This is a genomic window from Salegentibacter salegens (assembly GCF_900142975.1).
Taxonomy (GTDB): Bacteria; Bacteroidota; Bacteroidia; order Flavobacteriales; family Flavobacteriaceae; genus Salegentibacter; species Salegentibacter salegens.
Window position 1 is genome coordinate 2,844,666 of sequence record NZ_LT670848.1, and the last position, 25,827, is coordinate 2,870,492.

A 25,827-nucleotide genomic window follows, 5' to 3' on the forward strand; every position below is an offset into this window, starting at 1 on the left:
AGACTTTGAAAATTAAATTAAAATTTTTAGACTAGATTATGACACAAGAAGAGATTAAGGAATTAAAGGAAAAAGCATTAAAACAATTTTTATCAGGAGAATCCCTAACCGGCAAAAACGGCGCTTTTGCTCCAATGCTTAGGGAGTTTATGGAAGAGGCCCTGGAAGCAGAAATGTCTTCGCACCTTTCCGATGAAGAAAAAGGCTCAAAAGCAGGTAATAAGCGTAATGGCAAAGGCAAAAAGACCCTAAAGAGCAGCCAAGGGGACGTCACCATTAACACGCCCCAGGATCGTAACAGTACCTTTGAGCCGGAGATCGTAGCGAAACGCCAGCGTATCCTGGCCGATAATTTAGAAAAGCAGATTATAGGCATGTACGGGATGGGCAATAGCCTGCGGGATATCTCAGCTCATATAGAGGAAATGTATGATTCCAAGATATCCACACACGTTCTAAGTGATATTACGGACCGGGTGATTCCCAAGGTTAAGGAATGGCAGGATCGCCCCTTGGAGCCGGTATATTGCATCCTATGGCTCGACGCGATGCACTTCAAGGTACGCGAAGAAGGCAAAGTAAAGCACAAGGCCTTGTATAATATTTTAGGAATAAATAAAGCTGGAAGAAAGGAAGTGCTGGGTATGTATATCTCGGAAAGTGAAGGGGCCAATTTTTGGCTTCAGGTGCTGACCCAATTAAACAACCGTGGCTTAAAAGATATTCTGATTGCCTGTACGGATAATCTTACGGGCTTTAGTGAAGCCATTCATTCTGTTTATCCCAAGACTGATATTCAGCTATGTATTGTCCACCAGATCCGCAATAGTATGAAGTATGTGGCCAGTAAGGATCAAAAAGATTTTATGAAAGACCTTAAACTGGTGTACAAGGCTGACACCAAAGACCAGGCTGAATCGGCTTTACTGGATCTGGAAGAAAAATGGGGCAAAAGATATCCCATAGTGATCCGTTCCTGGAATGATAACTGGGACCGATTGAGTGCTTATTTTGAATATACCGCACCCATTAGAAAACTCATATACACCACAAATGCCGTAGAGGCTTTTCACCGGCAGGTAAGAAAAGTAACCAAGACCAAAGGCGCTTTTACCAATGATATGGCACTATTGAAGCTGGTTTACCTAGCTACCAGAAGAATTGAAAAGAAATGGAACGCCCCACTGCAGAACTGGGGTTTGGTAGTTCAACAATTAGCTATTAAATTTGAAGGTCGGCTAGAGTTGGACTTAGCCACCAATGAAACGAAAAACTAAAATTTTCTTCTCCCGGGGGTACCCCCGGGAGAAGAAGCAGACAGAGTTGAGCTAACACTCCCCTAAAAGGTTTAGATATGTAAGAGTCAGCTCCAGCTTTTAAAGCTTTTATACGAGATTCCTCATCGCTTAATGCAGTGAGGATTAATGTTGGAATGTGAGAAGTACGTAGATCACTTTTAAGTTCTTTACAAATCTCAAAACCACTTTTCTCAGGGAGGTTAATATCACAAATTATTATATCCGGAATTATTTCTAATGCTTTTGAAATAGCATCCGTTCCATCTGAAAGTTTTACCTGGTAATCTCCCAGCAATCTTTTCTTCAAAAGATAAGATAGATCTTCATTATCCTCAATAATCAAAATAGTTTCAGCATTTTCAATTAAAGACTGAGGAAGCTCTTCAGGAATAAATTTAGGCTGTAAAGCCATTTCTGATTTTTCGTTCTCAATTTCTGAAGTATCTTCTGAAAATAAATATTCTGAAAGATGATTTTTACCCTGCAGCAATTCAATTCTGAATTCCGCTCCTTGATGCGATGAAACTGAAATACTGCCTTTATGTAATTCTATAAACTGTCGGGTAATATAAAGTCCGAGTCCGGAGCTGGGTTTGGTATTATTACCGGCCTGTCTAAAAGGATCAAATATTTTTTGAAAATCTTCTTTTGGAATTCCTATTCCAGAATCTTTAAAGCGCACCTCAACTTTGTTATTGCCTGTCTTTTCGATCTTAATACTAATCTGTCCATTTTTTGGGGTGAATTTAAAAGCATTGGAAAGCATATTAAAAAACACCTTGTCCATCATATCCCTGTCAATATAAACTATGATCTCTTTATTATTGGCCGCCAGATCAAGATCAATAGATTTTCTTATCGCTTCGGTTTCAAAATCTTGGTAAATATTTTTTATAAATTCATATAGATTGGTTTTTAAAGGCTTTAGCCTAAAGCTGCCGCTTTCGAGTTTTCTAAAATCTAAAAGCTCATTAATAAGCCGCAATAATCGACCTGAATTTTTGCTGATGAGGTTAGTTTCATAGGAAAAATCCTTAAGTTGTTTATGATGGTTTTGCGCTATGCTTTCTATAGCACTGGTAATTAGGGTTAGTGGAGTCTTAAATTCATGTGAAAGAGCGGTAAAGAAATTAATCTTCACCTCATTGGAAATTTTTAGTTGCTCTGCAAATTTTTCTATTTGATTACGTTGCGTAATTATTTTCTCATTATTAAGCTCTAATATACGTTTTCGTTTCTTTAATTTAAATACCAGATAAACTGCCCAAAAACCAAGCAACAAGAGTAAAAGAATTAAACCAACCATTATTTTCAAAAGGTTAGTTTGGGAGTTATAAGTGGTTATCTGTTCCCTAATTACCGATTGTTGTTGCTCAATATCATTTTGCTGCTGGTTCATTTTATTGAACTGGTTTTGCATGATATCTACATTCATCTCATCGATAACTACCGTATTCAGGATGTTGTTTTTATCAATTTGGTCCCCTTCCAATAATTGAACTGCTAGCTTAATGGCCTCAGCACCACCAGTAGGGTAAAGCACAGTGGCTGTGAGAATATCTTCCTTTACAAGTTGAATACCACCATTGGGACCAAAAAGCCCGTCTACTCCAATAATTTGGATACTATCTTCTAGGTTTTTACTTCGGGCTATTTCCCAGGCTCCCATTGCCATGCGATCGTTATGAGCAAAAATATAATCTGTACTGCCCACCGAATCCAAAATAGATTTTAAATTATCTCCTACGGAAGTTTTTTCCCAATCTCCGGCAATTGTAGCTACAATTTTTGTATTTTCATGATAAGCCAATACTTCATGAAAACCCTGGCTTCGTTCAAATGCTGGGGAAGAAGTTTGTAAGCCAGTGATCTCTATCAGCTCCACCTCTTGGTTTGGTTTTGAATTGGAAACGATATAATTTGCGGCATTTTTACCAATTTCAATATTATTTGCCCCAACATAAGCGGTATAATTACTTCCTTCAATTTTACGATCTATTACTATGGTAGGAATTCCAGCTTTCATTGCTTTTTCTATAACCGGGGTAATAGGAACTGATTGAATGGGGGAAACAATTAGAACATCTACTTCTTTAGAAATAAAATCTTCTATTTGTTTAATCTGTTTAGCAACATCATTTTGGGCATCTTTAATTTGAAGGTTGAAATCTGGATGCATTGAAGCCTCTACCTTCATGGCTCTGTTCATTTCTTCCCGCCAATTATCAGTAGTCATTGCCTGCGCAAAACCAATTTTATAAGTTTGTTCCTGTTTTTCTGAAGTATCACAAGAAGAAAGAATTAGCAATACAGCAATAAAAATTTTCCTTAACTGGTTTAAATCAAGCATATAATAAAAAATACTCTGTTCAAAATATAAGTGAAAGGTATTGATTTTAATGTTGAATATAATTGTTTATTTTTAAATATGTTTTACGAGTCAATTGAGTTTAACCAGAGAAATAGAATGGAAAAACTCTATGAGGTTAATACTCCTGGGCAGGAGTTTAATGCTTTTAAGGAGCCATTGAGGCTTATCTTTTCGGTAAGTAGGAGATCCGGGAGGAAAGGTTTTTTCAAAGTTACTAGGGCAGACTTCAGCCTAAAATAGAATAATATTTTTCTTATTATTCATAGGTTCAATGCTCATAATCAATTTATTCCAAAGCTAGAACTATGGCAATAGCATATAAGCTTAATGAATACTTAGAAATTAAATAAATAATCCATAAGTTTATCCTTCATAAGTTCTTTACATACTTCATCAAACAGAAAAGGTTTTACTTAAGGTAGATTAATAGGGAATCGTGTGAAAATCACGAACTGTCGCGCAACTGTAAGTAACAATTTAAAGGTGCTGTCCTAACAATATCCACTGCATAATGCGGGAAGGATGACAGCAGCTGTTACAAGTCAGGAGACCTGCCTATTCTGATTGGACAATGCTTTCGCGGTCTGAAGCTTAGGTCTTAGAGATGTACCATAAGAATAATTTTCATTTTACATGACAGTTATATCCTTTTCGGTATGTCTTTCTATTCCTTTTTTCTTATCGCTCGGCATTACGAAGCATTTTTAAAGACTTTTAAAACTAATTGTTTAATTATTAAAAGTTAGAAATGCAAACGCACATTCTTGGCTATCCGCGAATTGGTAGCAACAGAGAACTCAAAAAAGCCTGCGAGCAATATTGGTCGGGCAAAAACGAACTTCAAGATCTCCTTCAAGCTGGAAAGAAAAGCCGCTGGGAAAACTGGAACCTTCAAAAAGAGGAAGGAATTGACCTGGTTCCCTGCAATGATTTTTCTTATTATGATCAGGTACTGGATATGACCCTTAGCGTAGGAGCCATTCCTGAACGCTATAGGGAAATTGAAGGTAAAAGTGGTTTAACCAATCTGGATTTATACTTTGCGATGGCGAGAGGCTATCAAAAAGAGGGTTTAGATATTACTGCTATGGAAATGACCAAGTGGTTTGATACGAATTATCACTATATAGTTCCTGAATTTTCCAAAAACCAAAATTTCAAGCTTAACTCCAATAAAATTCTTGGTGAATTTGTGGAAGCAAAAGGTGCTGGGGTTAATCCTAAACCGGTGGTTATTGGATTGGTTACTTATCTTTTATTAGGAAAAGAGAAAGAGGAGGGGTTCGATAAAATAGACCTGGTAGATAAACTATTACCCGTTTACCTGGATCTTTTATCCCATCTACAGAAGGAAGGAGCAGAATGGATTCAATTTGATGAGCCTTTTTTAGCTTTAGATTTAAATGAGAAAACCAGGGAAGCTTTCACTTTTGTATATGGTGAGATTAGAAAAAAATTCCCTGATCTTAAGTTTATAATTGCGACGTATTTTGAAGGTCTTAAGGACAATCTTGGCTTGAGTCTTAAGCTTCCGGTAGATGTATTACATATTGATTTGGTGCGATGCCCATCACAATTAGACCAGGTTCTTGATGATATCCCCAACGGCCTAAATTTATCTCTTGGAATATTAGATGGCCGAAATATTTGGAAAAATGATTTTGAAAATTCACTAAGGCTTATTCAAAAAGCACAGGATAAATTAGGTTCGGATAGATTGCTTATTGCCCCTTCCTGCTCATTATTGCATGTCCCATACGATCTTGAGGTGGAGACGGAAATAAATCCAGAAATTAAAAACTGGATGGCGTTTGCCAGGCAAAAAGTGAAAGAATTAAAAACACTGCAAGCCTTAGCAACGGGAAGAACTGAAGAACATCTCCTAAATGAATTTAAAGAGAACCTGGAAGCTGTTAAGAGTAGGAAAACTTCTAGTCTAATTCATAACAAAAATGTTAAAGACGGTGTTGATCAGATTTCAATAAAAGATACCCAGCGGGATAATCCTTTTAGTTCAAGAAAAATTCAGCAGCAAAAAGTACTGGGTCTACCTCGGTTTTCTACCACTACCATTGGTTCATTCCCGCAAACTAAAGAGGTGAGAAGTTGGAGGGCGCAATTTAAAAAGGGAAAATTATCACCAGAACAATATGATGGTTTATTAAAGAAAGAAACCGAAAAGGCCATTGAGTGGCAGGAAAAAATAGGTTTGGACGTTCTTGTTCACGGGGAATATGAACGAAACGATATGGTAGAGTATTTTGGAGAGCAGTTAGATGGTTTTCTGTTTACAAAAAGGGCGTGGGTGCAAAGTTATGGTAGCCGATGTGTTAAACCTCCTATAGTATATGGTGATGTTTCCAGGCCAAAAGCAATGACAGTTTATTGGTCTAAATATGCGCAATCGCTAACCAGTAAATGGGTAAAAGGAATGCTAACAGGGCCTGTAACTATTCTACAATGGTCCTTTGTAAGAGACGACCAGCCGCGATCCATAACCTGCAGACAAATAGCTTTAGCAATTCGAAAGGAAGTACTGGATTTGGAACAAGCCGGGATACAAATAATTCAAATAGATGAACCGGCAATTAGAGAAGGGCTTCCCTTACGTAAATCAGACTGGAAGAATTATTTAAATTGGGCTATAGATTGTTTTAAAATAGCATCTAGCGGGGTAAAAGATTCCACTCAAATACATACCCATATGTGTTATTCGGAATTTAATGATATCATGGAAAGCATAGCTTTTATGGATGCAGATGTGATTACGATTGAATGCTCCCGTTCACAAATGGAATTGCTAGAAGCTTTCTCTAATTTTAACTACCCCAATGAAATTGGTCCGGGTGTTTATGATATACACTCTCCCAGAGTTCCTTCAACGGAAGAAATGCTTATATTACTTGAAAAAGCTCAGAAAGTAATTCCTGCCGACCAGCTTTGGGTGAATCCAGATTGCGGCTTAAAAACCAGGAAGTGGGAAGAAACTGAAGAGGCCCTGAAGGCGATGGTTGAAGCCGCAAAAATGGCAAGAACTTCTGTAGGGGAAATTAAATAAAAGAAACTTCATTCTTGATAAATAGTGATTAAGCACGAAGAGAAATACTGCCCAAGATGTAAAACAGAATTTGAATGTAAAGTTGGATCCATACAGCTTTGTCAATGCTCTGATATAAAGTTAGAAAATAAGGAGCTTGAGTACATAAGAGGTTTATATGAAAACTGCCTCTGCGCAAAATGTATGAAAGAACTGAAGACAGAGTTCCACAATCAAAATTTCCAAAATAAACTGAAAGATATCTTGGGTGTATTTTATAGATCACCAAAAAAGTAACAAGAATAGCCAAAGAAAACGGCTTTTAAAATTCGCGTTTCTGGTTTTTGAAGCCGTTTGCTTTAATACTAATAGATACTTCAAAGGGACAACTATCTTACCGTTAACAAAAAAAGTATTTGGCCTGATCTCGTCATACTGTCTATAATTGGCTCTTAGCAAAATTGGGAGAAATTAGGATTTACCACTTGAAAAATTGAATAAGAAAATTCAATTTTTCAAACGAACTGGTTAAGGCTATAGATTTTTCAACTACGAGTTCTATCTATTTTAAGTAATAAAAATAAAATATTAGTTTTTTATTTGTCACCATCAGCCATCCGGCTCTTTAAATTATTCATATCCTCGCTTAATTTTTGGTCTATTACTTTCGCGTAATGTTGGGTAATTTTTATTGATTTGTGCCCAAGCATTTTACTTACACTTTCAATTGGGACACCATTTGAAAGGGTGACTGTGGTGGCGAAAGTATGTCTGGCAATGTGGAATGTTAGATTCTTTTGAATTTCACATACATCAGCAATTTCTTTTAAATAACTATTGGTTTTTTGGTTTGATAGCACCGGTATTAAGGTGCCTTTAGAATTTTCGTAGTCTTTATATTTTTTAATAAGCTCTTCTGGCACTGTCAAAAGAGGAACACTGCTAAGGGATTTGGTTTTTGTTCTTTTAAACTTTAACCATTGGCTGCCATCAATTCAATATAGTTGCTGTAATATTTTCGTCTGAATCCTGAAGTTTTTGAAATATACTGTATAGACGGTTTTTCATAATATCCAGATGCCTGTTTATTGATTTAGCTTCACTCGATTGACCTTTAAAACAATTGGCTTTCGAATTCCATTTGTTTAGTTCCACTTTTCTCATGGTGCTAACTTCAGCTCTTTTCCCATCATAAGTGATTCTCATGTAGATAGGCACTTTTCCTTGTTTGTCAGTTTTACTTCTCTTGATATAGAAGAGAATTGATAATAAGTTCTGCATAATGATATATTTTTGAATGATAAATCTAAGGAAAAAAACCAAAAATATATCTGTAAAAACCCTTATATCAATATGTTAAGGTTAATTCGGTGACCTATTTTTGAATTTCAAAAAGGTCACCGAATGGGACACTTTTAATACCTGTTTAAATGATATTCTTTGATATTATAAAAAATAAAAAACCCCGTAAACAGTGAAGTTTACGGGGTTTTAGTGTTATTTGATGTTTAAAAAGTACTCGAGATGGGAATCGAACCCATACTTCCGAAGAAACTGGATTTTGAATCCAGCGCGTCTACCAGTTCCGCCACTCGAGCAAGTGGACGGCAAAAGTAAAAAATTTTTCCCATCTCCAAATGTTTTTTTCCAATTTTAAAGTTTCACTCTAAACATATTCGTGAGGCGTGAATAGAATTAATTTCTAAATTTGCAACACAACAAACAACATTCACAAAAACAACACAACATGCCCAACGTAATTCCCGAGGCCAAGATTTTTTCCTGTACGCAGAGCAAAGCTTTAGCTGAAAAAATAGCGGCCGCTTATGGCACCAAATTAGGAAATGTAATTACTTCAACTTACAGTGATGGTGAATTTCAGCCTTCTTTTGAAGAATCGGTTCGCGGTTCACGAGTTTTTATTATTGGTTCTACCCACCCAGGATCAGATCATTTAATGGAAATGCTATTAATGCTTGATGCTGCCAAGAGAGCTTCGGCAAGACATATTACGGCCGTACTTCCATATTTCGGCTGGGCACGTCAGGATAGAAAGGATAAGCCCAGGGTTCCAATTGCTGCTAAAATGATAGCCAGTATCCTGGAAACCGCAGGAGCAACCAGGATTATTACTATGGATTTGCACGCCGACCAAATTCAGGGATTCTTCGAAAAACCCGTAGATCATCTTTACGCTTCCACGGTTTTTCTTCCGCATTTAAAAGAATTGGGATTAGATAATTTAACAGTTGCTTCGCCCGATATGGGAGGTTCAAAACGGGCTTATGCATACTCTAAAGCATTAGAAAGCGATGTGGTAATTTGTTATAAACAAAGGGCAAAAGCCAATGTGATCTCGCATATGGAGCTTATTGGTAATGTAGAAGGTAAAAATGTGGTTTTGGTAGACGATATGGTAGATACTGCCGGGACATTAACCAAAGCAGCCGATTTAATGATGGAGCGCGGTGCAAAAAGTGTTCGTGCTATTTGTACCCACCCGGTTCTTTCTGGAGAAGCTTACGAGCGAATTGAAAATTCAAAACTTCAGGAGCTAATTGTTACCGATTCTATTCCGTTAAGGCAGGAAAGCAGGAAAATTAAAGTAGTAAGTTGTGCCAATCTTTTTGCTGATGTTATGAATAGGGTGCACAACAATAAATCCATCAGTTCTAAATTCGTTATGTAAACGAAGACTGTCTGACTATAATTAATTTACTTTCTATTTCTTAGTTGGAATTTTCAATAAGAATCTTCTTTTTAAAGAATTTTAAGTCAGGGTTTTATAGAAAGGAAAAAAGCGCTACTTTTGCAGCCTAAAATTTTTCAACAATGAAATCAATTACGATCAACGGATCTAAAAGAGAAAGCGTAGGAAAGAAAGCCACGAAGGCCCTACGTAATGCTGGACAGGTTCCTTGCGTATTATACGGGGGAGATGCCAAGCCGTTGCACTTTGCAACAGAAGAAATATCGTTTAACGACCTTGTGTACACCCCAGATGTGCATACAGTGGAAATTAAGTTTGGAGATGGCGAGAAATTTGACGCTATTCTTCAAGACATCCAATTCCACCCGGTTACCGATGCTATTTTGCACGTAGATTTCTACCAGATTAGTGATGATAAACCAATCACTATGGAAATTCCTATCCATACCGAAGGTATTGCGAGAGGTGTTAAAAATGGTGGTGTGCTACGTTACAACTTGCGTCGTCTAAAAGTAAGAGGTTTGGCTAATGAATTGCCAGATTATATTACTGCAGATGTAGCTAAACTTAAAATTGGTCAAAAACTTTACGTTACTGCTGTTGCAGATGAGTCTTACGAGATTCAGCATCCAGATAACACAGTAATTTGCCAGGTTAGAACTTCACGTAATATTGTTGCCCTTGAGGACGACGAAGATGAAGATGAAGTGCCAGCAGACGAAGTGCCATCTACTGAAACAAGTGATGAAGCTGCAGTTAAAGAAGGAGAAGATAATTAATCTATTCTTTCAGCAAAAATCTAAAAGCATCCCAAACGGGGTGCTTTTTTTGTTTTCCGGAACTTCTAAATTAATCTCTAGAAAACTACCTAAGAACAAGCTCAAGAGTTTTTATAGAAAATAATATTTTATTTTCGGGATAAGCGCTGGAGAATTTAGATCTAGATTATCGAGTAAAATCTTTTAGTTAGATAATCTAATAATTTTATCTTTACCAAAACAAAAGCTATGCTGTCTTTCTTCGGAAAAATACTCAGTAACAAAAAGCCCCAGGAAGAAGAACAAGATCCCATGAAGAAATTTTTGATCGCCGGGTTGGGAAATCCCGGTCCCAAGTACGAAAATACCCGCCATAATGTTGGTTTTAAAATTCTTGATTATATAGCCGAAAAAGAAGAAGTAAGTTTTTCAACAGAAAAATTAGGTGATATAGCCCAGTTTAAGTTCAAAGGTAGAACCTTTGTGCTGCTGAAGCCTTCAACCTATATGAACTTAAGTGGAAAAGCAATTAATTATTGGCTTCAAAAAGAAAAAATTTCCTTAGAAAACCTTTTGGTAATTACAGACGATCTTAATTTAGCTTTTGGAACTATTCGTTTAAAAACCAAAGGCAGTGACGGTGGGCATAATGGCTTAAAAGATATTCAGAATACCCTAAACACCACGAAATATAATAGATTTAGATTTGGCATTAGTGATGAGTTTTCCAAAGGCCAACAAATAGATTATGTGCTTGGAGAATGGGGAGAAGAAGAGAGAAAAGAATTGCCAGAACGCTTTCAAAAATCGGCCGAGTTGGTAAAATCTTTTGGAACGGCAGGCGTTTCAAACACTATGAATTCATTTAACGGAAAATAAGTTGGCCTTGAAGATACATAAAGGAGCAAATGCTTTTAAAGGTGAAAAACAAACCGTAGTCACCATCGGTACTTTTGATGGAGTTCACGCCGGTCACCAAAAAATTATAAAACGCCTTGTAGGTGCCGCTAAGATTGAAAATCTTGAATCGGTTATTTTTACTTTTTTTCCGCATCCAAGAATGGTTCTGCAAAAAGAAAGCGGGTTAAAACTTATAAATACTATAGAAGAACGCACCGAAATTCTTGAAAAAACTGGGATAGATCATTTGGTGGTTCACCCATTTACGCAACAATTTTCCAGACTTACTGCGCAAGAATTTGTTCGTGATATCCTGGTAAATCGCTTAAAAGCGAAAAAAGTAATTATTGGTTACGATCATCGTTTTGGAAGAAATCGTACGGCAGATATCAATACGCTAAAACAGTTTGGTGAGGAATATGGTTTTGATGTAGAAGAAATCACCAAACAGGAAGTAGACCAGGTTGCGGTAAGTTCTACAAAAATAAGAAATGCGCTTTTAGAGGGTCGCGTAGAAAAGGCCAATAGCTACATGCAATCTCCTTTTAGTTTAACCGGGAAAGTGGTAAAAGGCCGCGGATTGGGAAAGGAATTCAATTACCCCACCGCCAATTTAAATATTGAAGAAGACTATAAATTAATCCCTAGAAACGGGGTTTATGTAGTTTGCTCTAAAATTGACGGAAAGCGCTACTTCGGGATGATGAATATTGGTACTAATCCCACGGTTGGAGGAAAAGACCAAACCATAGAAACATATTTCTTTAACCTGGACCAGGATCTTTACGATGCCGAACTAAAAATTGAAATGCTGGTAAGGATTCGGGATGAGAAAAAATTCGATTCTGTAAATGCTTTAAAAATTGCAATGAAGCAAGACGAAGCTTTCTCAAGGCAATATATTAAAGACAATTATGCTCAATAAATGGCTTTTTAAGCAGGTAGATAATTCGGCGCTAATTGCTTTCCGAATTATTTTTGGCTTGCTTATTACTATTGAAGCTGTTGGTGCTATTTTTACTGGTTGGATTCGTAGAACTCTCATTGAGCCCGACTTTACTTTTAATTTTATTGGTTTTGAATTCCTGCAACCGCTGCCTGGAAACGGAATGTTGTATTACTACGGAATACTGGGGCTCTTTGGCATTTTTGTAATGCTTGGCTTCAAGTACCGTTTCAGCATTTTTTGTTATACCATAATATGGGCCGGGGTTTACCTGATGCAAAAATCTTCCTATAACAATCATTATTATTTGCTGATGTTGCTATGCGGAATAATGTTTTTCCTTCCCGCACACCGCTATTTTTCTATAGACGCCTGGAAAAAACCAGATTTTAGGAAAATAGCCATGCCGCAATGGGTTTGGGTAGTAATTGTGCTGCAATTATGGATCGTTTATACCTACGCTGCAGTCGCCAAATTATATCCAGATTGGCTAGATGGAACATTACCGGCGCTTCTTATGCGAGGAAAAGCCGATTACTGGCTGGTAGGTGAGTTTCTTCAACAGGATTTTGTTCGTTATGCAATTACTTATTTCGGATTACTATTTGATTTATTAATAATTCCCGCGCTTTTATGGAAAAGAACGAGATTACCAGCTTTTATCCTCGCTATTTTCTTTCACCTGTTTAATAGTTTTATTTTTCATATCGGTATTTTTCCTTATTTATCACTGGCTTTTTGTCTGTTCTTTTTTCCTTCAGAAAAGATCAATAAATATATACTTCGGAATAAAAAACCTTACTATGATAAAGGTGAACTAATAATCCCTTCCTATAAAAAACCATTGATCACAGTATTATCTATCTGGTTTGTGATTCAAATCGCTCTACCGCTTAGGCACTGGTTTTTTCAGGATAATGTTTTGTGGACAGAAGAAGCGCATCGTCTTAGTTGGCGAATGATGCTGCGTTCTCGTTCAGGAAAAACTACTTTTAAAGTAGTTGAAAAAGGAAAAAAGGATACTATTTATGTAAATAAAGCCCGGTATTTAAGTCCGAAACAAATGCGCTCGGTAAGTTCGAAACCAGATATGATGTGGCAGTTTGCACAGCGACTTAAAGAAAATTATGCCGAAAAAGGCAAGGATATACAGGTCTTTGTAAAATCAGATATAAGCATCAACGGCCGACCTTACGAAAAGTTTATAGATCCAAAAGTTGATCTCGCTTCAGAAAAATGGCAGCATTTTAAACATCACGACTGGATTTTACCTTCAAAATTAGATTGAGGATTTGTAAGATTTTTCTCATTTGAATTAATAACTTAGATGAGTTTAAAAATCAAACGATGAAATTTAAATTATTACTTGTCTTAATTTTATTTAATTTTTCAGGTTACGCTCAGCAGAAAATTCAAATAGGAGAAACTCGAAGTTTTCATTCAGAAATATTAGATGAAAACAGAAAGCTGGAAATTTATTTGCCTGAAAGTTATAAAAAAGGAGAAAAGACCTATCCGGTGTTATATCTCCAGGATAGCTATTACAATTTTACGCACGCTGTTGGAACGGTAGAATATCTTGTTCTCAATCAACTAATTCCCGAAATGATCATAGTTGGAATCTTAAACACCCGGCGAATTCGGGATCTTACTCCTGTATCTCACGGTTTAAGTGAATATCACATAAATAGATTGCCTAATAGGGGAGGAGCCGATAATTATCTCAATTTCATGGAGGAAGAATTAAAACCTTTTGTTGAGGAAAACTATCGTGCGGCGCCCTATAATATTTTAGTTGGGCATTCCTTAGGCGGACTTCTTAATACTTATTGTTTCTTCAAAAAACCCAATCTTTTTAATGCCTACCTAACTATTAGTCCGAGTTTATGGTATACCAATAACTTATTAGATAAAGAATTAGATGAGGTGCTCAAAGACCATCAGGATATAGATTCTAAATTTTATATGACTATAGCCAATGAGGGAGGAATAATGCTCGGAAATAATTATAGACTTGCTGGAAAACTTGAATCTTATATTTCAGAAAATAAAGAACTTGATCTAAAGTTTAAATTTGAGCCTATGTTTGAGCAAACTCACGGCAGTCTTGGATTGCCGTCAATTTTTAATGGGCTTCAATTTATATTTGAAGATTTAAAATTTGAATTGCCAGAGAATAAAGAAGCGATTTTTGCAGAAAATGGTTCGCAAAAAATGATTGAAGAAATCGAGGATCATTATGCTAAACTTTCCAGGGAATACGGTTTCAGAATTAGTGACGAGGGGGCAATGAACAATTTGGGATACGCTTTCATTAATAAAGAAGGTTTTGAGGATGTGGCTGTGAAGGTCTTCAACTTAAATGCTGAAAATCACCCCGATTCATTTAATGCCTATTCAAATTTGGGAATGGCTTACGAGAAAGCTGGGAACATTGAGGAAGCTAGAAAATATTATGAGAAAGCATTAAAAATGGTAAAAGCCACCGGTGATCCCGAATGGGAATTTTACCAAAACGATCTTGATGATCTAAATGCACAAGAAAAAGAGGAAAGTTTAAATACAGATTAGCTTTAAGCCTTAAGTGAATTTCTTTTCTAGTTTTCTTACATTTGCAGCTTCAAATTAGGAAATAGAAAGCTATGTTACAGGTTAACCATATCAGGGAAAATAAACAGGAATTCATTGATGCACTCAAAAAAAGAAATTTTGAGGCCGAAAGTATTCTTGAGGAGGTACTGCAGTTAGACGAAAAACGTCGGGCAACCCAGGTGAAACTCGATGATATTTTAGCCGAATCTAACAGGCTCTCTAAACAGATTGGGATGATGTTCAAAAATGGGGAGCATCAAAAAGCCAACCTTATTAAAGAAAAAACAGGGAATTTAAAAGAAGATTCTAAAGCCCTTTCAGAAGAACTTGCTGAAACTGTTGGGAAACTGGAAACCTTGCTTTATACTATTCCTAATGTTCCGCACGAATCTGTGCCTGCGGGAACTTCAGAAGAAGATAACGAGGAGATCTTTAAAGAGGGCGATGTGCCGGTACTTGCAGATGGATCACTACCTCACTGGGAACTTGCCAAAAAATATGATATTATAGACTTTGAGTTAGGAAATAAAGTCACCGGCGCTGGATTTCCGGTTTATAAAGGAAAAGGAGCCAGGTTGCAACGTGCTTTAATTACTTACTTTTTAGATAAAGCTATTGATGCCGGTTATACCGAATATCAATTACCCCTAATGATCAACGAAGCTTCCGGGTTGGGAACAGGACAATTACCCGATAAAGAAGGGCAAATGTACCATATCACAGCCGATGATCTTTATATGATCCCAACCGCTGAGGTACCAATGACAAATATGTATCGGGATCGGTTGCTTATCGATAAAGATTTCCCAATTGCCTGTACAGGTTATACCCCTTGTTTTAGAAGGGAAGCTGGTTCTTATGGTGCCCACGTGCGCGGACTTAACCGATTACACCAATTCGACAAAGTAGAATTGGTAAGAATAGAAAAGCCTGAAGATTCTTACGCGGCTTTAGATAAAATGGTAGCCCATATAAAAGATATTTTAGTAGACCTTAAATTGCCTTATAGAATTCTAAGACTTTGCGGCGGTGATCTTGGGTTTACAGCAGCGCTTACCTACGATTTCGAGGTGTTTTCTACCGCGCAAGATCGTTGGTTGGAGATTAGCTCGGTTTCAAACTTTGAGACTTTCCAGGCAAACAGGCTCAAATTACGCCATAAGAATAAAGAAGGAAAAAAGGAATTAGTGCACACACTTAACGGAAGTGCTTTGGCCTTACCTCGTGTACTTGCAGGAATCCTGGAGAACTATCAAACCGAAGAAGGAATTAAAGTTCCCGAGGTTTTGGTGCCTTATACCGGTTTTAGTCTAATAGATTAATTAGCGAAAAATATTGATTCACAGGGCAAATCCTTATCTTTACAGGATGCGCATGGCCTTATTTTTTCTGGTTTTTATTTGCTCCATTTCGGGTGCACTGGCGCAATCTGAAGTGTTGGCACGTAATTTTTTTGATCAGGGGGAATTTGAAAAAGCGCTTAAAACCTACGAAAAGCTAGTAGCGGAAAATCCGCAGAATACTTCCTATTTTTTCGGCCTGGTACAAAGTTATCAGCAACTTGAAAACTTTGAAAAATCTGAAGAATTGCTTCGACAGAAATTGAATAATTCGGCCAACAATCCTACCCTTTTAATTGAACTTGGTCATAATTATGAACTTCAGGGAAATGATGAAAGAGCTCAGAAATTCTATGCCGAAGCGCTTAGTGCTGTAGACTCACGCCCAAATTATGCCTACTCCATAGCAAGGACTTTCCAAAAATATAGCCTTTTAAAAAACGCTGCAGAAACCTACGAAAAGGCGATGGAGCTGAATAACGAGCTTAACTATAATTTACAACTCGCTAGAATTTACGGGGAACAGGGTAAAACCGAAGAAATGTTTAAAAATTACCTGGAATTGATTGAAGCGAATCCAGATTTCTTCTCTATTGCCAACCGTGAATTTGGTAAATATATTTCTTCAGATTCTTCTACTGAAGCCAATACGGTTTTTAGAAGATTATTACTTACGAAACTTCAGCAAAATCCCAGTTTACTTTATAATGAAATGCTAAGCTGGCTTTTTATCCAGGAACAGGAATTTTTAAGGGCATTTGCCCAGGAAAAAGCTATTTATAGAAGAAGCGACAAAAGTTTGCAAAACATTTTAAATCTGGCGGTAATGGCCCGAGAGGCTGAAGATTTTGAGGCAGCAATTGAAATTGTAAATTATGTGATAGAAGAAGCACCTTCAGAAAATATAGTGCTGCAGGGAAATCAGTTCTTATTAAAAATGCGTCTGGAAAATGACGATGAAAAAAAATATTCCGAAGTAGAAAAAAGATATTCTGAATTACTAGAGCAATTTGGAACCGGACTTAGCACGCTAAATTTACAAATTGATTTTGCCAATTTCCTGGCTTTTAAACAGGGTAAGCAAGAAGAAGCCATTGCCTTATTAAAAAATCTTTCAGGACAGGCTAATCGGGATTTTGACATAGCGATTATAAAACTTGCGCTGGCCGATATTTTGGTGCTTCAGGAGAAATTTAACGAAGCGCTTATTTATTATTCCCAGGTTCAAAACCTGGTAAAAAACGATCAGATTTCGCAAAACGCTAGATTTAAAGTTGCTAAAACCAGTTATTTTAAAGGAGATTTTAAATGGGCAAAGCAACAATTAAATGTGTTGAAATCTTCTACTTCCCAGCTTATCGCCAATGATGCGATGGAACTTAGTTTGCTTATTGAAGACAACTCTATTGAAGATTCTACCCAAACCGCACTAAAAAAATATGCAAGGGCAGATTTGCTGGCTTTTCAGGAGAAGAATGCTCAAGCTATAGAACTTTTGGGAGAAATATTAAACCTTCATAAAGGGGAGAAAATAGAAGATGAAGCTTTGCTAAAACAAGCCCGACTTTTTGAAGAAACAGAACAATTTACAGCTGCCGAAAATAATTATCTTGCGATTATAGAAAATTTTAATACAGATATTCTCGCTGATAATGCCCATTATTATTTAGCCGAATTATATGCAAGCGAGCTTGAAAACATAGAAAAAGCCAAAGAATATTACGAACAAATAATCTTTAACTTTGCCGACAGTATTTACTTTGTGGATTCCCGCAAAAAATACCGCGAACTAAGAGGAGATTACGAAGAAACGCCTTAAAAAATCAACATGTATATATATAACGTTACTATAAATGTAGAAGAAGCAATTCACGATGAGTGGGTAAAATGGATGAGGGAAAAACATATACCCGAAATGTTGGACACTGGAAAATTCAGAAAAGCTTTAATGACCCGTGTAATGGTAACTGAAGCTATGGGCGGTATTACTTACTCTGTTCAATATACTACCGAAAATAAAGCTACTTTAGAAAGGTATTACGAAGAAGATGCTGAAAGATTGAGAGGAAAAAGTAAAGCTTTTGAAGGAAAATTCGTGGCTTTTAGAACCGAAATGCAGGTAATTAGCGAGCAGTAGATCTATGGGTAAATATAAAAAAAGGGGCAAAACTCCCCAATCACAAGATGGTGAGGTAAGAGCAAAAAAACATCTCGGACAGCATTTTTTAACCGATGAAAGTGTTGCCGAACAAATAGCTGAAACCCTTAGCTACAAAGGCTATAATAAAGTTTTGGAAATTGGCCCGGGAATGGGCGTTTTAACCAAGTATTTACTAAAGCAGGATGCAGAGGTTCACGTTATAGAAATTGATACTGAAAGTGTTGCTTATCTGCAGGAACATTATCCGCAACTGGAAAATAGAATTCATCAATTCGATTTTCTGAAATATGATGTGGGAACTGTTTTTCGGGATGAAGCTTTTGCGATTATTGGTAATTTTCCCTACAATATTTCAACACAAATCGTTTTTAAAGTTTTGGAATTAAAACACCAGATTCCTGAGTTTTCAGGAATGTTTCAAATGGAAGTCGCAAAGCGAATTTGTGAAAAAGAAGGCAATAAAACCTACGGAATTCTTTCTGTATTGGTTCAGGCTTTCTATGAAGCTGAATATTTATTTACCGTTCCGCCTTCAGTATTCAATCCGCCGCCAAAAGTAGATAGCGGTGTATTGCGGTTAACCCGAAAGGAAGATTTTAGCCTGCCTTGTGACGAAAAACTCTTTTTTAGGGTAGTGAAAACAGCATTTCAGCAGCGTAGAAAGACTATGCGCAACAGTTTAAAAAGTTTCGATTTACCCGATAATTTAAGGGAAGATCCTATATTTGACAAACGTCCTGAGCAACTCGGTTTTCAGGAATTTATAGATTTGACCCTTAAAATTCAGCCGTATGCAATTTCAAATCAGTAGTGAATTAATAGAAAAATTACAATTTCTCATAGAGCAGGAAAATAATGAGGAATTGCTATTGCACCTTGAAGATGTGCACCACGCTGATATTGCTGAAATTTTAACCGAACTTTCTTTAGAAGAAGCCACTTATCTGGTTAAACTGCTGGATAGCCAAAAAACTTCTGAAGCCTTAATGGAGCTGGAAGAAGGAGTTCGGGAACGTATTTTAGATACCCTTTCGGCCAAAGAGATCGCTGAAGAGTTAGAAGAAATGGATACCGATGATGCCGCCGATATCATTTCTGAACTTTCTCCCGAACGCCAGCAAAATGTTATCGCTGAACTCGTAGACGAGGAGCATGCCGATAATATTGTGGAATTGCTGCGTTACGATGAAGATTCTGCCGGCGGACTTATGGCTAAAGAACTTGTAAAAGTTAACGAGAACTGGAGTGTGACCGGTTGTATGACCGAAATGCGCGAACAAGCCGAAAATGTAACCCGTGTACATTCCATTTATGTCGTTGACGATAAGAACAAATTAAAAGGTAGACTTTCACTAAAAGATTTACTTACTGCGCCCAGCCACGCCAATATTCAGGATGTTTATATTCCGCAGGTAGATTATGTAAATGTACATACCGAAGGCGAAGAAGTTGCCCGGGTAATGCAAAAATATGATTTGGAAGCGATTCCTGTGGTAGATGAAATGGGCCGTTTGGTGGGAAGGATTACCATTGATGATATTGTAGATTTTATAAAAGAAGAAGCCGAAAAAGATTACCAGATGGCTTCCGGTATTTCTGAAAATGTAGAGGCAGATGATAGCCTTTTAAGATTAACCCGGGCACGTTTGCCCTGGTTGGTACTTGGCCTTTTTGGTGGGTTGGGAAGTGTTTATATTATGAAAGGTTTTGAAGAAGCTTTAGAACAATTTCCAATTTTATTCTTTTTTACGCCTTTAATCGCGGCGATGGCAGGAAACGTTGGGGTACAGTCTAGCGCGATTATTGTACAGGGACTTGCAAACGATAATCTTCGTGGTAGTCTATTACAACGTTTAATAAAAGAAGTGAGTCTTAGTTTAATTAATGGAGTTGCGTTAGGAATTCTGGTTATTTTATTTGGGCTTATTGTAGGGCAGGATCAATTGGTGAGTATTACCATCGCAGCATCTTTACTTTCAGTAATAATTGTAGCCGCTTTGGTGGGAACTTTTGTGCCAATTATATTAAACAAACAGGGCATTGACCCTGCGATTGCTACAGGGCCTTTTATTACCACGAGTAATGATATCTTCGGAATTTTCCTCTTTTTTTATATTTCTAAATTAGTGCTTGGTTTTTAACTAAAAGGCTACAGGCTTTATGTTTTAAAAATCATTCTTTAACTTTGGTTTTCGTAATTAAAGTTCTCCAGAATAAAAACCGGGGAAATAATAGGAAAACTAAATTAGGTTGTTCAATTGGGTCTATTGCGTCAAGCTGAACTTGTTTCAGCTTCTAACATGTTCGAATTATTATAAAATTAGATCCTGAAACGAGTTCAGGATGACGATTCAATAAGCTTTTCAAACAGCCTTATAAAACCTCACTTAGTGAGTAAACAAAAGATGAAACCGCCTTCATTTCAACATTCAATTTTCGAACTTATTTTTATTGTAATGCGGAAAAGCCAGTTTTTGAGCTTATTCCCGGCGGTCGTTATATATAAAAATTAAAAACTCAATTTAGAGCAATGATTATTTTACATTCAGATACCAATCATCCAACTTTAATTAAACAATTACAAGATGCCGGGCATCAAAATATAGAGGGTTTCAGCCAGTCTCGTGAAGAAACGCTGGAAAATCAGCATTTGTACGATGGCATCGTGATTAGAAGCCGCTACACTATAGATCGTGAGTTTATTGATGCTGCACCTAATTTAAAATTTATTGCAAGGGTAGGAGCCGGCCTGGAAAACATAGATGTGGAATATGCCGAAGCCCACGGAATCACTTTATTTTCTGCACCAGAAGGGAATCGAAATGCCGTTGGAGAACATTCCCTGGCAATGCTTCTTTCGCTGTTTAATAGGTTGAACAAAGCCGATAGGGAAGTTCGGGATGGCCTTTGGCACCGTGAAGAAAACCGAGGCCTGGAATTGGACGGGAAAACTGTTGGCATCATTGGCTACGGAAATATGGGAAAAGCCTTCGCTAAAAAATTACGCGGTTTTGAAGTTGAGGTAATTTGCTATGATATTAAGGAAGTTGTAGGCGATGAATACGTTCGCCAGGTATCCTTAGAAGAATTTCGGGAGAAATGTGACGTAGTGAGCTTGCACACACCCTGGACGCCTGAAACCGACCAAATGATCAATAAACAATTTATTGATGCTTATAAAAAGCCATTTTGGTTTATTAATACCGCTCGCGGAAAAAATGTAGTTACCGCAGATCTTGTAGACGCATTAAAAGACGGTCGCGTTCTTGGCGCGGGGCTTGATGTTCTTGAATACGAAAAATCTTCTTTTGAAAGTCTTTTTTCCAACAAAAAGAACGTTTCACTAAGTATAGAAAATCAAATTCCAGATGCTATGCGTGAACTTATGTTTTTGAATAATGTAATTTTAAGTCCGCACGTTGCCGGATGGACTAAAGAATCTCACGAGAGACTGGCAAGCGTAATTGCCGGAAAAATTATTGATAAATTCGGAAAAGGAGAGGGGAAGTAATTTCTTCTTAAAAAATAGTTTAACCTCACAGGTTTCCAAAACCTGTGAGGTTTTTTATGATATAACGTCATTCTGAATTTATTTCAGAATTTAATACCTTAAAGTTTTATTCCTTAAAACAGCAAGTTTATTGTCATTGTGATGATTTCAATCTTCAATTCAATTATCGTTTTCATAAAAATAACTTCAGGAATATGGAAAAAAGAGTCACGGGAATCGGTGGGGTTTTCTTTAAAACCAAAGATCCAAGGCGGAGGAAGGGAAATTCGGTTGGATTATGGATTTGGAAGGAAATAAAATAGAACTCTGGGAACCTAACGACAAGGCTTTTTTATAATAATAGGCTGTAGTTTAGATCGACTAATATCCTCTACAATTTTTCTTAACTGATGTTGAATCGTCACCCTGAACTGGTTTCAGGGTCTAAGTTGAACCTGAATAATTTTCATGTTAGATTCCTGAAAAAAATTCAGGTTAGGGTTTGAAACGGGTACTTTCTCATTTTTCCAAGGCGATGTGCCGATAGGCAAAGGGGTTACTTTAAACTACACTGATTTTCAGGAATAAAAACTCGCAATATTTTGTTTATAATCCATATTAATCGTAATATTGCGATATATAAATATATGGAGATATGAAAACATCAGAATTATTCGATTTGCTGAAACAACACGAGCAAAAACCCTTGTTGTTTGAATACGCACCTAATCTGCTGGTTGGTGCAAATTATCATATAACCGAAGTAAAACACCTAAAAATAGATTCGGTAGACTGCGGAGCGGGAACCGATGCCTGGAACGAAACTATTATTCAGCTTTGGGAAAGTCCGGAGGAAATTGGAAAAACTGATTTTATGAAAACTTCTAAAGCTTTGGGTATTTTGGATAAAGTAGGGCAAATGAAATCTTACGATCTGGATGCTGAGGTAAAGTTTGAGTATAGCAATGCTAATTTTCATACCGCTCAATTGTTCGTAACCGGTTTTGCCATTAAAAATGGAAGTTTACTAATAAAATTAGACATAAACCCAACCGACTGTAAAGCGAAGGAAACTTGCGGAGTTGCAGCACCGGCGATGGAAAGTGCTAACGAATGCGCACCCGGTGGCGGTTGCTGCTAAAAAACCTTATATGAAAAACGTACTTGTACTTTGTACCGGAAATTCTTGCAGAAGCCAGATGGCACAGGGATATTTAGAACATTTTGCCAAAGAAAAAGCCGAAATTTATAGCGCGGGAATTGAAACTCACGGTCTAAACAAAAAAGCGGTGGCGATTATGATAGAAGATGGGATAGATATTTCTCATCACACCAGTAATCATGTAGACGAATATAAAGAAGTGGACTTTGATTTTATAATTACGGTTTGCGATCACGCCAATGAAAACTGCCCGTTTATTCCGTCGAAAAATGCGGTAAGGTTGCATCAAAATTTTAAAGACCCTTCAAAAGTAGAAGGTTCAGAAAAAGAAATTCAGGAAGCTTTTAAAACTACCAGGAATGAAATTAAAACCTGGTGTGAAAAGTTTGTAAATGATAATCTATAAAAAATGCTGTTTAATAATTCCCACGTCATCCTGAACTTGTTTCAGGATCTAACATTTGGAACTACCAAACAGCATTTTAATCTAAGAATCTTATTAATTATTCTGGCTTAATTCAATAAGCGCAGATTTAATAGATTCCTGACCTTCCAGCGCCTGGAATGCCATATTTTTTCCTAATGGATCTGCAAGGCACATTACCAGTAAGAAAGCTACATCATCACGAGAAATTTCTCCTCGTTCTTTTAGTTTAAGGGCTAATTTCACTTTAGCAAGTCCCATATCGTCTGTAAGTCGGCCCGGTTGTACTATTGTGTACACAATCCCGCTGTCTACTAAATAATCATCGGCTTCTTTCTTGGCTCTTAGGTAATGTTCCAGTTCACCGCCTTCTTCAGGTTTATCGGTTCCCATTGCGCTAAGCATAATAAATTTCTTTACGTTATGCTTTTTAGCTGCATCAACCATTTTTTTAGCACCTTCCTGGTCTACCGCTGTGGTTTTATCGGGGCCGGTACTTCCGCCAGAACCTGCAGCAAAAATAACACGGTCAATTCCTTTAAAAGCGTGATCAATATCTCCTTCAAGATCGGCCATAATGCTTTCTACATCCATATCGTCAAAGATTTGCTTTTGCTCCTCTTTACGAATCATCGCCACGGGTTTAAAATGTTCGGTATTATTTAAAATTTCAATAACCCTTTTTCCTGTTTGTCCGGTAGAACCGGCTATTAATATCTTTTCCATTTTTTCTTATAATTTTAATCAGTTTGAAGATAAGGATGAATTAAAAACCTTCATAATGAATACTTCAGAATAACATGAAATTAACAGCCTAATGCTCTAAATTAAACTTTGCTTCCAATTCTTTCTGAAATTCTTCCATTACGGGTTTTACAGTGCTTTCGGGTAGATCTGCAATTCTAATATACATTAAACCGTCTACCGCATTATTGAATAGCGGATCTACATTAAAAGCGACCACCTTAGCATTTTGCTTGATGTACTTTTTGATCAAAACCGGAAGACGCATATTTTCTGGTTCAATTTCATCTATAATTTTATCAAATTTATTGAGATCGGCTTTGCTGGCGTCAAAAACAAAATCTTTATCGGCGTCTTTCAGTCTTACCTTAAACTCTTTTTTCGGTTTTATGTATTGCGCGACATAAGGGTCGTAATAATGAGACTTCATAAACTCTATCATTAACGATTTTGAGAAATTCGAGAATTTATTGCTGATACTCACGCCGCCAATAAGATATTTATGCTCCGGAAAACGCAGCGTACAATGCACAATTCCTTTCCAAAGTAAAAACAGTGGCATTGGTTTTTGTTGATATTCTTTAATGATGAAGGCACGCCCCATTTCTATAGACTGGCTCATCATTTTATGCAATTCGGGTTCAAATCTAAATAACTCCTGAAGGTAAAAGCCATCAATACCGTGGCAGGCATATATTTCATTTCCCATGCCCATCCGGTAAGCCCCGGCAACCTTTTTAGCAGCATTATCCCATAAAAATAAGTGGTAATAATAATCGTCAAATTTATCGAGATCGGTGGCATTGTTGGTGCCTTCGCCAATTGCTCTAAAGGTGATTTCACGAAGTCTACCAAGTTCTGCCACGATATGGGGAATTACCTCTTTTTTAGCCAAAAAAACTTCATAATTCTTACTGGATAGAAGTCGTTTGTCCATTTTTCGGCAATTTTCGACTTCAGTTTCCATTAAAATTTCTGCTGTTTCCATCCCGATCTTTTTCGGGGTTTTGGGGAGTTTTAGGTTCCTGGGGATTTTTTCAAAAAGCTTTTTCTTTTCAAAAACATTAGCCAGCATATAAGTTTTTCGGCGTAGAAATGCCGTAAAAGCTTCCAAATTGGTATGTTCCAATTGATCTTCTACCGAAATGGGGTTCCCAATGCGCACTTTTATTTTCCGTTTCTTTTGGGTGAGCATTTCGCCCGGCAGTTTCGCCGTGCGAAAAATATCGTTCATTGAAGCCAGGCGATAGAAGAAAGTAGAATTTTTTGCGTGAAAATAAATTGGTACTACGGGCACTTTTGCTTTTTGAATAAGTTTCATCGCTGCCGGTTCCCAGGGCTTGTCTACAATTACTCTTTCATCTTTATGGGTAGAAACCTCTCCCGCCGGGAACATTCCCAATGCGTGCCCATCTTTTAAATGAGAAATTGCTTCTTTAATTCCGCCTAAACTCGATTTCGCGTCTTTATGATCCTCAAATGGATTTACCGGCATGATATAAGGCTTCAAAGGATCTAAACGATGAAGCAAAAAATTCGCGATTACCTTATAATCTGAACGTTGCTGAAGTAGTAATTTCATCAGGATCATTCCGTCAATTCCACCAAGGGGATGATTGGAAATAGTGATAAATGGACCGGTTTTAGGTATGCGCTTCAGGTCTTTTTCAGGGATTTCGAAATCGATCTCAAAGCCTTCTAAAATCGAATCTATAAAGTCAATTCCGTTAAGACTTTTACGTTTTTGGTATTCTTTGTTAAGCCGGGAGAGTTTGGTTGTTCGTAAAACAAGCCAGCCTATAGAAGTTCCTAAAGGCCCAAGTTTTTCCAGGTTCATTACTTTGGCAACCTCTCTGGCGCTTACAATTCCCATTTTAAATTATTTGGTTAGTGT

The 25,827-nt window shown here is 37.1% G+C and carries 22 protein-coding genes, 1 tRNA gene, 1 pseudogene and 1 riboswitch; of the genes and pseudogenes, 18 read left to right on the forward strand and 6 right to left on the reverse strand.

The features are described 5' to 3' along the window. Positions 1–38: 38 nt before the first annotated feature. Entirely contained in the window at positions 39–1,277 is a 1,239-nt protein-coding gene (locus tag B5488_RS12710; protein ID WP_079733433.1) for an IS256 family transposase, read from the forward strand. Here the strand turns inward: B5488_RS12710 and B5488_RS12715 are convergent. Next, a complete protein-coding gene (locus B5488_RS12715) occupies positions 1,222–3,648 on the reverse strand; it encodes a substrate-binding domain-containing protein (RefSeq protein ID WP_079735599.1) in 2,427 nt (808 codons plus the stop codon). The genes B5488_RS12710 and B5488_RS12715 overlap by 56 nt on opposite strands. Before the next feature lie 408 nt (positions 3,649–4,056). Then, positions 4,057–4,242, forward strand: a riboswitch (cobalamin riboswitch). Positions 4,243–4,417: 175 nt separating this feature from the next. Here B5488_RS12715 and metE point away from each other — a divergent pair. Both metE and B5488_RS12730 read left to right on the forward strand, forming a co-directional pair. After that, the gene (gene metE, locus B5488_RS12725) at positions 4,418–6,727 is read left to right on the forward strand and encodes a 5-methyltetrahydropteroyltriglutamate--homocysteine S-methyltransferase (protein ID WP_079735601.1); all 2,310 of its coding nucleotides are present in this window, start codon (positions 4,418–4,420) and stop codon (positions 6,725–6,727) included. Positions 6,728–6,751: 24 nt separating this feature from the next. Beyond that, on the forward strand, positions 6,752–7,003 hold the full coding sequence (locus tag B5488_RS12730; RefSeq protein ID WP_079735602.1) for a cysteine-rich CWC family protein: 252 nt from the start codon (positions 6,752–6,754) through the stop codon (positions 7,001–7,003). A 299-nt stretch (positions 7,004–7,302) separates the two neighbouring features. Here B5488_RS12730 and B5488_RS18360 read toward each other — a convergent pair whose 3' ends face one another. From B5488_RS18360 to B5488_RS12740, 3 genes are all read right to left on the reverse strand, one after another. Next, on the reverse strand, positions 7,303–7,629 hold the full coding sequence (locus tag B5488_RS18360; RefSeq protein WP_317041987.1) for a site-specific integrase: 327 nt from the start codon (positions 7,627–7,629) through the stop codon (positions 7,303–7,305). Positions 7,630–7,696: 67 nt separating this feature from the next. Next, positions 7,697–7,987, reverse strand: a complete 291-nt coding sequence (locus B5488_RS18365; protein ID WP_317041948.1) for an Arm DNA-binding domain-containing protein — start codon at positions 7,985–7,987, stop codon at positions 7,697–7,699. Between the two features lie 235 nt (positions 7,988–8,222). Continuing rightward, positions 8,223–8,304 (reverse strand) — tRNA-Leu (locus tag B5488_RS12740). A 149-nt stretch (positions 8,305–8,453) separates the two neighbouring features. Here B5488_RS12740 and B5488_RS12745 point away from each other — a divergent pair. From B5488_RS12745 to B5488_RS12815, 15 genes and pseudogenes are all read left to right on the forward strand, one after another. Continuing rightward, positions 8,454–9,395: a ribose-phosphate pyrophosphokinase gene (locus B5488_RS12745; RefSeq protein WP_079735603.1), complete on the forward strand. Its 942-nt coding sequence runs from the start codon at positions 8,454–8,456 to the stop codon at positions 9,393–9,395. A gap of 143 nt (positions 9,396–9,538) precedes the next feature. Beyond that, on the forward strand, positions 9,539–10,195 hold the full coding sequence (locus B5488_RS12750) for a 50S ribosomal protein L25/general stress protein Ctc (RefSeq protein ID WP_079735604.1): 657 nt from the start codon (positions 9,539–9,541) through the stop codon (positions 10,193–10,195). A 228-nt stretch (positions 10,196–10,423) separates the two neighbouring features. Continuing rightward, positions 10,424–11,053 carry an aminoacyl-tRNA hydrolase gene (pth, locus tag B5488_RS12755; RefSeq protein ID WP_079735605.1) on the forward strand — a complete coding sequence of 210 codons (630 nt, stop codon included), beginning with the start codon at positions 10,424–10,426 and terminating at the stop codon, positions 11,051–11,053. A gap of 7 nt (positions 11,054–11,060) precedes the next feature. Then, entirely contained in the window at positions 11,061–11,999 is a 939-nt protein-coding gene (locus B5488_RS12760; RefSeq protein WP_079736618.1) for a bifunctional riboflavin kinase/FAD synthetase, read from the forward strand. Next, positions 11,989–13,308, forward strand: a complete 1,320-nt coding sequence (locus B5488_RS12765; protein WP_079735606.1) for an HTTM domain-containing protein — start codon at positions 11,989–11,991, stop codon at positions 13,306–13,308. Before B5488_RS12760 ends, B5488_RS12765 begins: the two co-directional genes overlap by 11 nt. A gap of 59 nt (positions 13,309–13,367) precedes the next feature. After that, positions 13,368–14,591 (forward strand): alpha/beta hydrolase, encoded by a 1,224-nt coding sequence (locus B5488_RS12770; protein ID WP_079735607.1) that lies wholly within the window; start codon positions 13,368–13,370, stop codon positions 14,589–14,591. Positions 14,592–14,662: 71 nt separating this feature from the next. Beyond that, positions 14,663–15,934, forward strand: coding sequence for a serine--tRNA ligase (gene serS / locus B5488_RS12775; RefSeq protein WP_079735608.1), 1,272 nt, complete (start codon positions 14,663–14,665; stop codon positions 15,932–15,934). A 46-nt stretch (positions 15,935–15,980) separates the two neighbouring features. After that, positions 15,981–17,771: a tetratricopeptide repeat protein gene (locus B5488_RS12780; RefSeq protein WP_079735609.1), complete on the forward strand. Its 1,791-nt coding sequence runs from the start codon at positions 15,981–15,983 to the stop codon at positions 17,769–17,771. Between the two features lie 9 nt (positions 17,772–17,780). Next, a complete protein-coding gene (locus B5488_RS12785; protein WP_079735610.1) occupies positions 17,781–18,089 on the forward strand; it encodes a DUF4286 family protein in 309 nt (102 codons plus the stop codon). 4 nt (positions 18,090–18,093) lie between these two features. Beyond that, positions 18,094–18,924: a 16S rRNA (adenine(1518)-N(6)/adenine(1519)-N(6))-dimethyltransferase RsmA gene (gene rsmA / locus B5488_RS12790; RefSeq protein ID WP_079735611.1), complete on the forward strand. Its 831-nt coding sequence runs from the start codon at positions 18,094–18,096 to the stop codon at positions 18,922–18,924. Continuing rightward, positions 18,905–20,254, forward strand: a complete 1,350-nt coding sequence (gene mgtE, locus B5488_RS12795; RefSeq protein ID WP_079735612.1) for a magnesium transporter — start codon at positions 18,905–18,907, stop codon at positions 20,252–20,254. The genes rsmA and mgtE overlap by 20 nt, the downstream gene beginning before the upstream one ends. A gap of 389 nt (positions 20,255–20,643) precedes the next feature. After that, complete coding sequence (locus B5488_RS12800; protein WP_079735613.1) at positions 20,644–21,624, forward strand: 2-hydroxyacid dehydrogenase; 981 nt, start codon at positions 20,644–20,646, stop codon at positions 21,622–21,624. Positions 21,625–21,877: 253 nt separating this feature from the next. Then, positions 21,878–21,961: pseudogene (locus B5488_RS18425) on the forward strand (VOC family protein); the annotation flags it as partial. 297 nt (positions 21,962–22,258) lie between these two features. Continuing rightward, a complete protein-coding gene (locus tag B5488_RS12810) occupies positions 22,259–22,744 on the forward strand; it encodes a DUF6428 family protein (protein WP_079735614.1) in 486 nt (161 codons plus the stop codon). 10 nt (positions 22,745–22,754) lie between these two features. Then, complete coding sequence (locus tag B5488_RS12815) at positions 22,755–23,171, forward strand: arsenate reductase ArsC (protein ID WP_079735615.1); 417 nt, start codon at positions 22,755–22,757, stop codon at positions 23,169–23,171. A 93-nt stretch (positions 23,172–23,264) separates the two neighbouring features. On the opposite strand, the gene B5488_RS12820 is transcribed toward B5488_RS12815, so the two are convergent. Both B5488_RS12820 and B5488_RS12825 read right to left on the reverse strand, forming a co-directional pair. Beyond that, positions 23,265–23,915 (reverse strand): SDR family oxidoreductase, encoded by a 651-nt coding sequence (locus tag B5488_RS12820; RefSeq protein WP_079735616.1) that lies wholly within the window; start codon positions 23,913–23,915, stop codon positions 23,265–23,267. An 88-nt stretch (positions 23,916–24,003) separates the two neighbouring features. Continuing rightward, positions 24,004–25,806, reverse strand: a complete 1,803-nt coding sequence (locus B5488_RS12825) for a GNAT family N-acyltransferase (protein ID WP_079735617.1) — start codon at positions 25,804–25,806, stop codon at positions 24,004–24,006. Between the last annotated feature and the right edge of the window lie 21 nt (positions 25,807–25,827).

Coding starts and splice junctions, on each gene's coding strand:
- B5488_RS12710 (WP_079733433.1), top strand. CDS start 39: ATGACACAAGAAGAGATTAAGGAATTAAAGGAAAAAGCATTAAAACAA.
- B5488_RS12715 (WP_079735599.1), bottom strand. CDS start 3,648: ATGCTTGATTTAAACCAGTTAAGGAAAATTTTTATTGCTGTATTGCTA.
- metE (WP_079735601.1), top strand. CDS start 4,418: ATGCAAACGCACATTCTTGGCTATCCGCGAATTGGTAGCAACAGAGAA.
- B5488_RS18365 (WP_317041948.1), bottom strand. CDS start 7,987: ATGCAGAACTTATTATCAATTCTCTTCTATATCAAGAGAAGTAAAACT.
- B5488_RS12745 (WP_079735603.1), top strand. CDS start 8,454: ATGCCCAACGTAATTCCCGAGGCCAAGATTTTTTCCTGTACGCAGAGC.
- B5488_RS12750 (WP_079735604.1), top strand. CDS start 9,539: ATGAAATCAATTACGATCAACGGATCTAAAAGAGAAAGCGTAGGAAAG.
- pth (WP_079735605.1), top strand. CDS start 10,424: ATGCTGTCTTTCTTCGGAAAAATACTCAGTAACAAAAAGCCCCAGGAA.
- B5488_RS12765 (WP_079735606.1), top strand. CDS start 11,989: ATGCTCAATAAATGGCTTTTTAAGCAGGTAGATAATTCGGCGCTAATT.
- B5488_RS12770 (WP_079735607.1), top strand. CDS start 13,368: ATGAAATTTAAATTATTACTTGTCTTAATTTTATTTAATTTTTCAGGT.
- serS (WP_079735608.1), top strand. CDS start 14,663: ATGTTACAGGTTAACCATATCAGGGAAAATAAACAGGAATTCATTGAT.
- B5488_RS12780 (WP_079735609.1), top strand. CDS start 15,981: ATGCGCATGGCCTTATTTTTTCTGGTTTTTATTTGCTCCATTTCGGGT.
- B5488_RS12785 (WP_079735610.1), top strand. CDS start 17,781: ATGTATATATATAACGTTACTATAAATGTAGAAGAAGCAATTCACGAT.
- rsmA (WP_079735611.1), top strand. CDS start 18,094: ATGGGTAAATATAAAAAAAGGGGCAAAACTCCCCAATCACAAGATGGT.
- mgtE (WP_079735612.1), top strand. CDS start 18,905: ATGCAATTTCAAATCAGTAGTGAATTAATAGAAAAATTACAATTTCTC.
- B5488_RS12800 (WP_079735613.1), top strand. CDS start 20,644: ATGATTATTTTACATTCAGATACCAATCATCCAACTTTAATTAAACAA.
- B5488_RS12810 (WP_079735614.1), top strand. CDS start 22,259: ATGAAAACATCAGAATTATTCGATTTGCTGAAACAACACGAGCAAAAA.
- B5488_RS12815 (WP_079735615.1), top strand. CDS start 22,755: ATGAAAAACGTACTTGTACTTTGTACCGGAAATTCTTGCAGAAGCCAG.
- B5488_RS12820 (WP_079735616.1), bottom strand. CDS start 23,915: ATGGAAAAGATATTAATAGCCGGTTCTACCGGACAAACAGGAAAAAGG.
- B5488_RS12825 (WP_079735617.1), bottom strand. CDS start 25,806: ATGGGAATTGTAAGCGCCAGAGAGGTTGCCAAAGTAATGAACCTGGAA.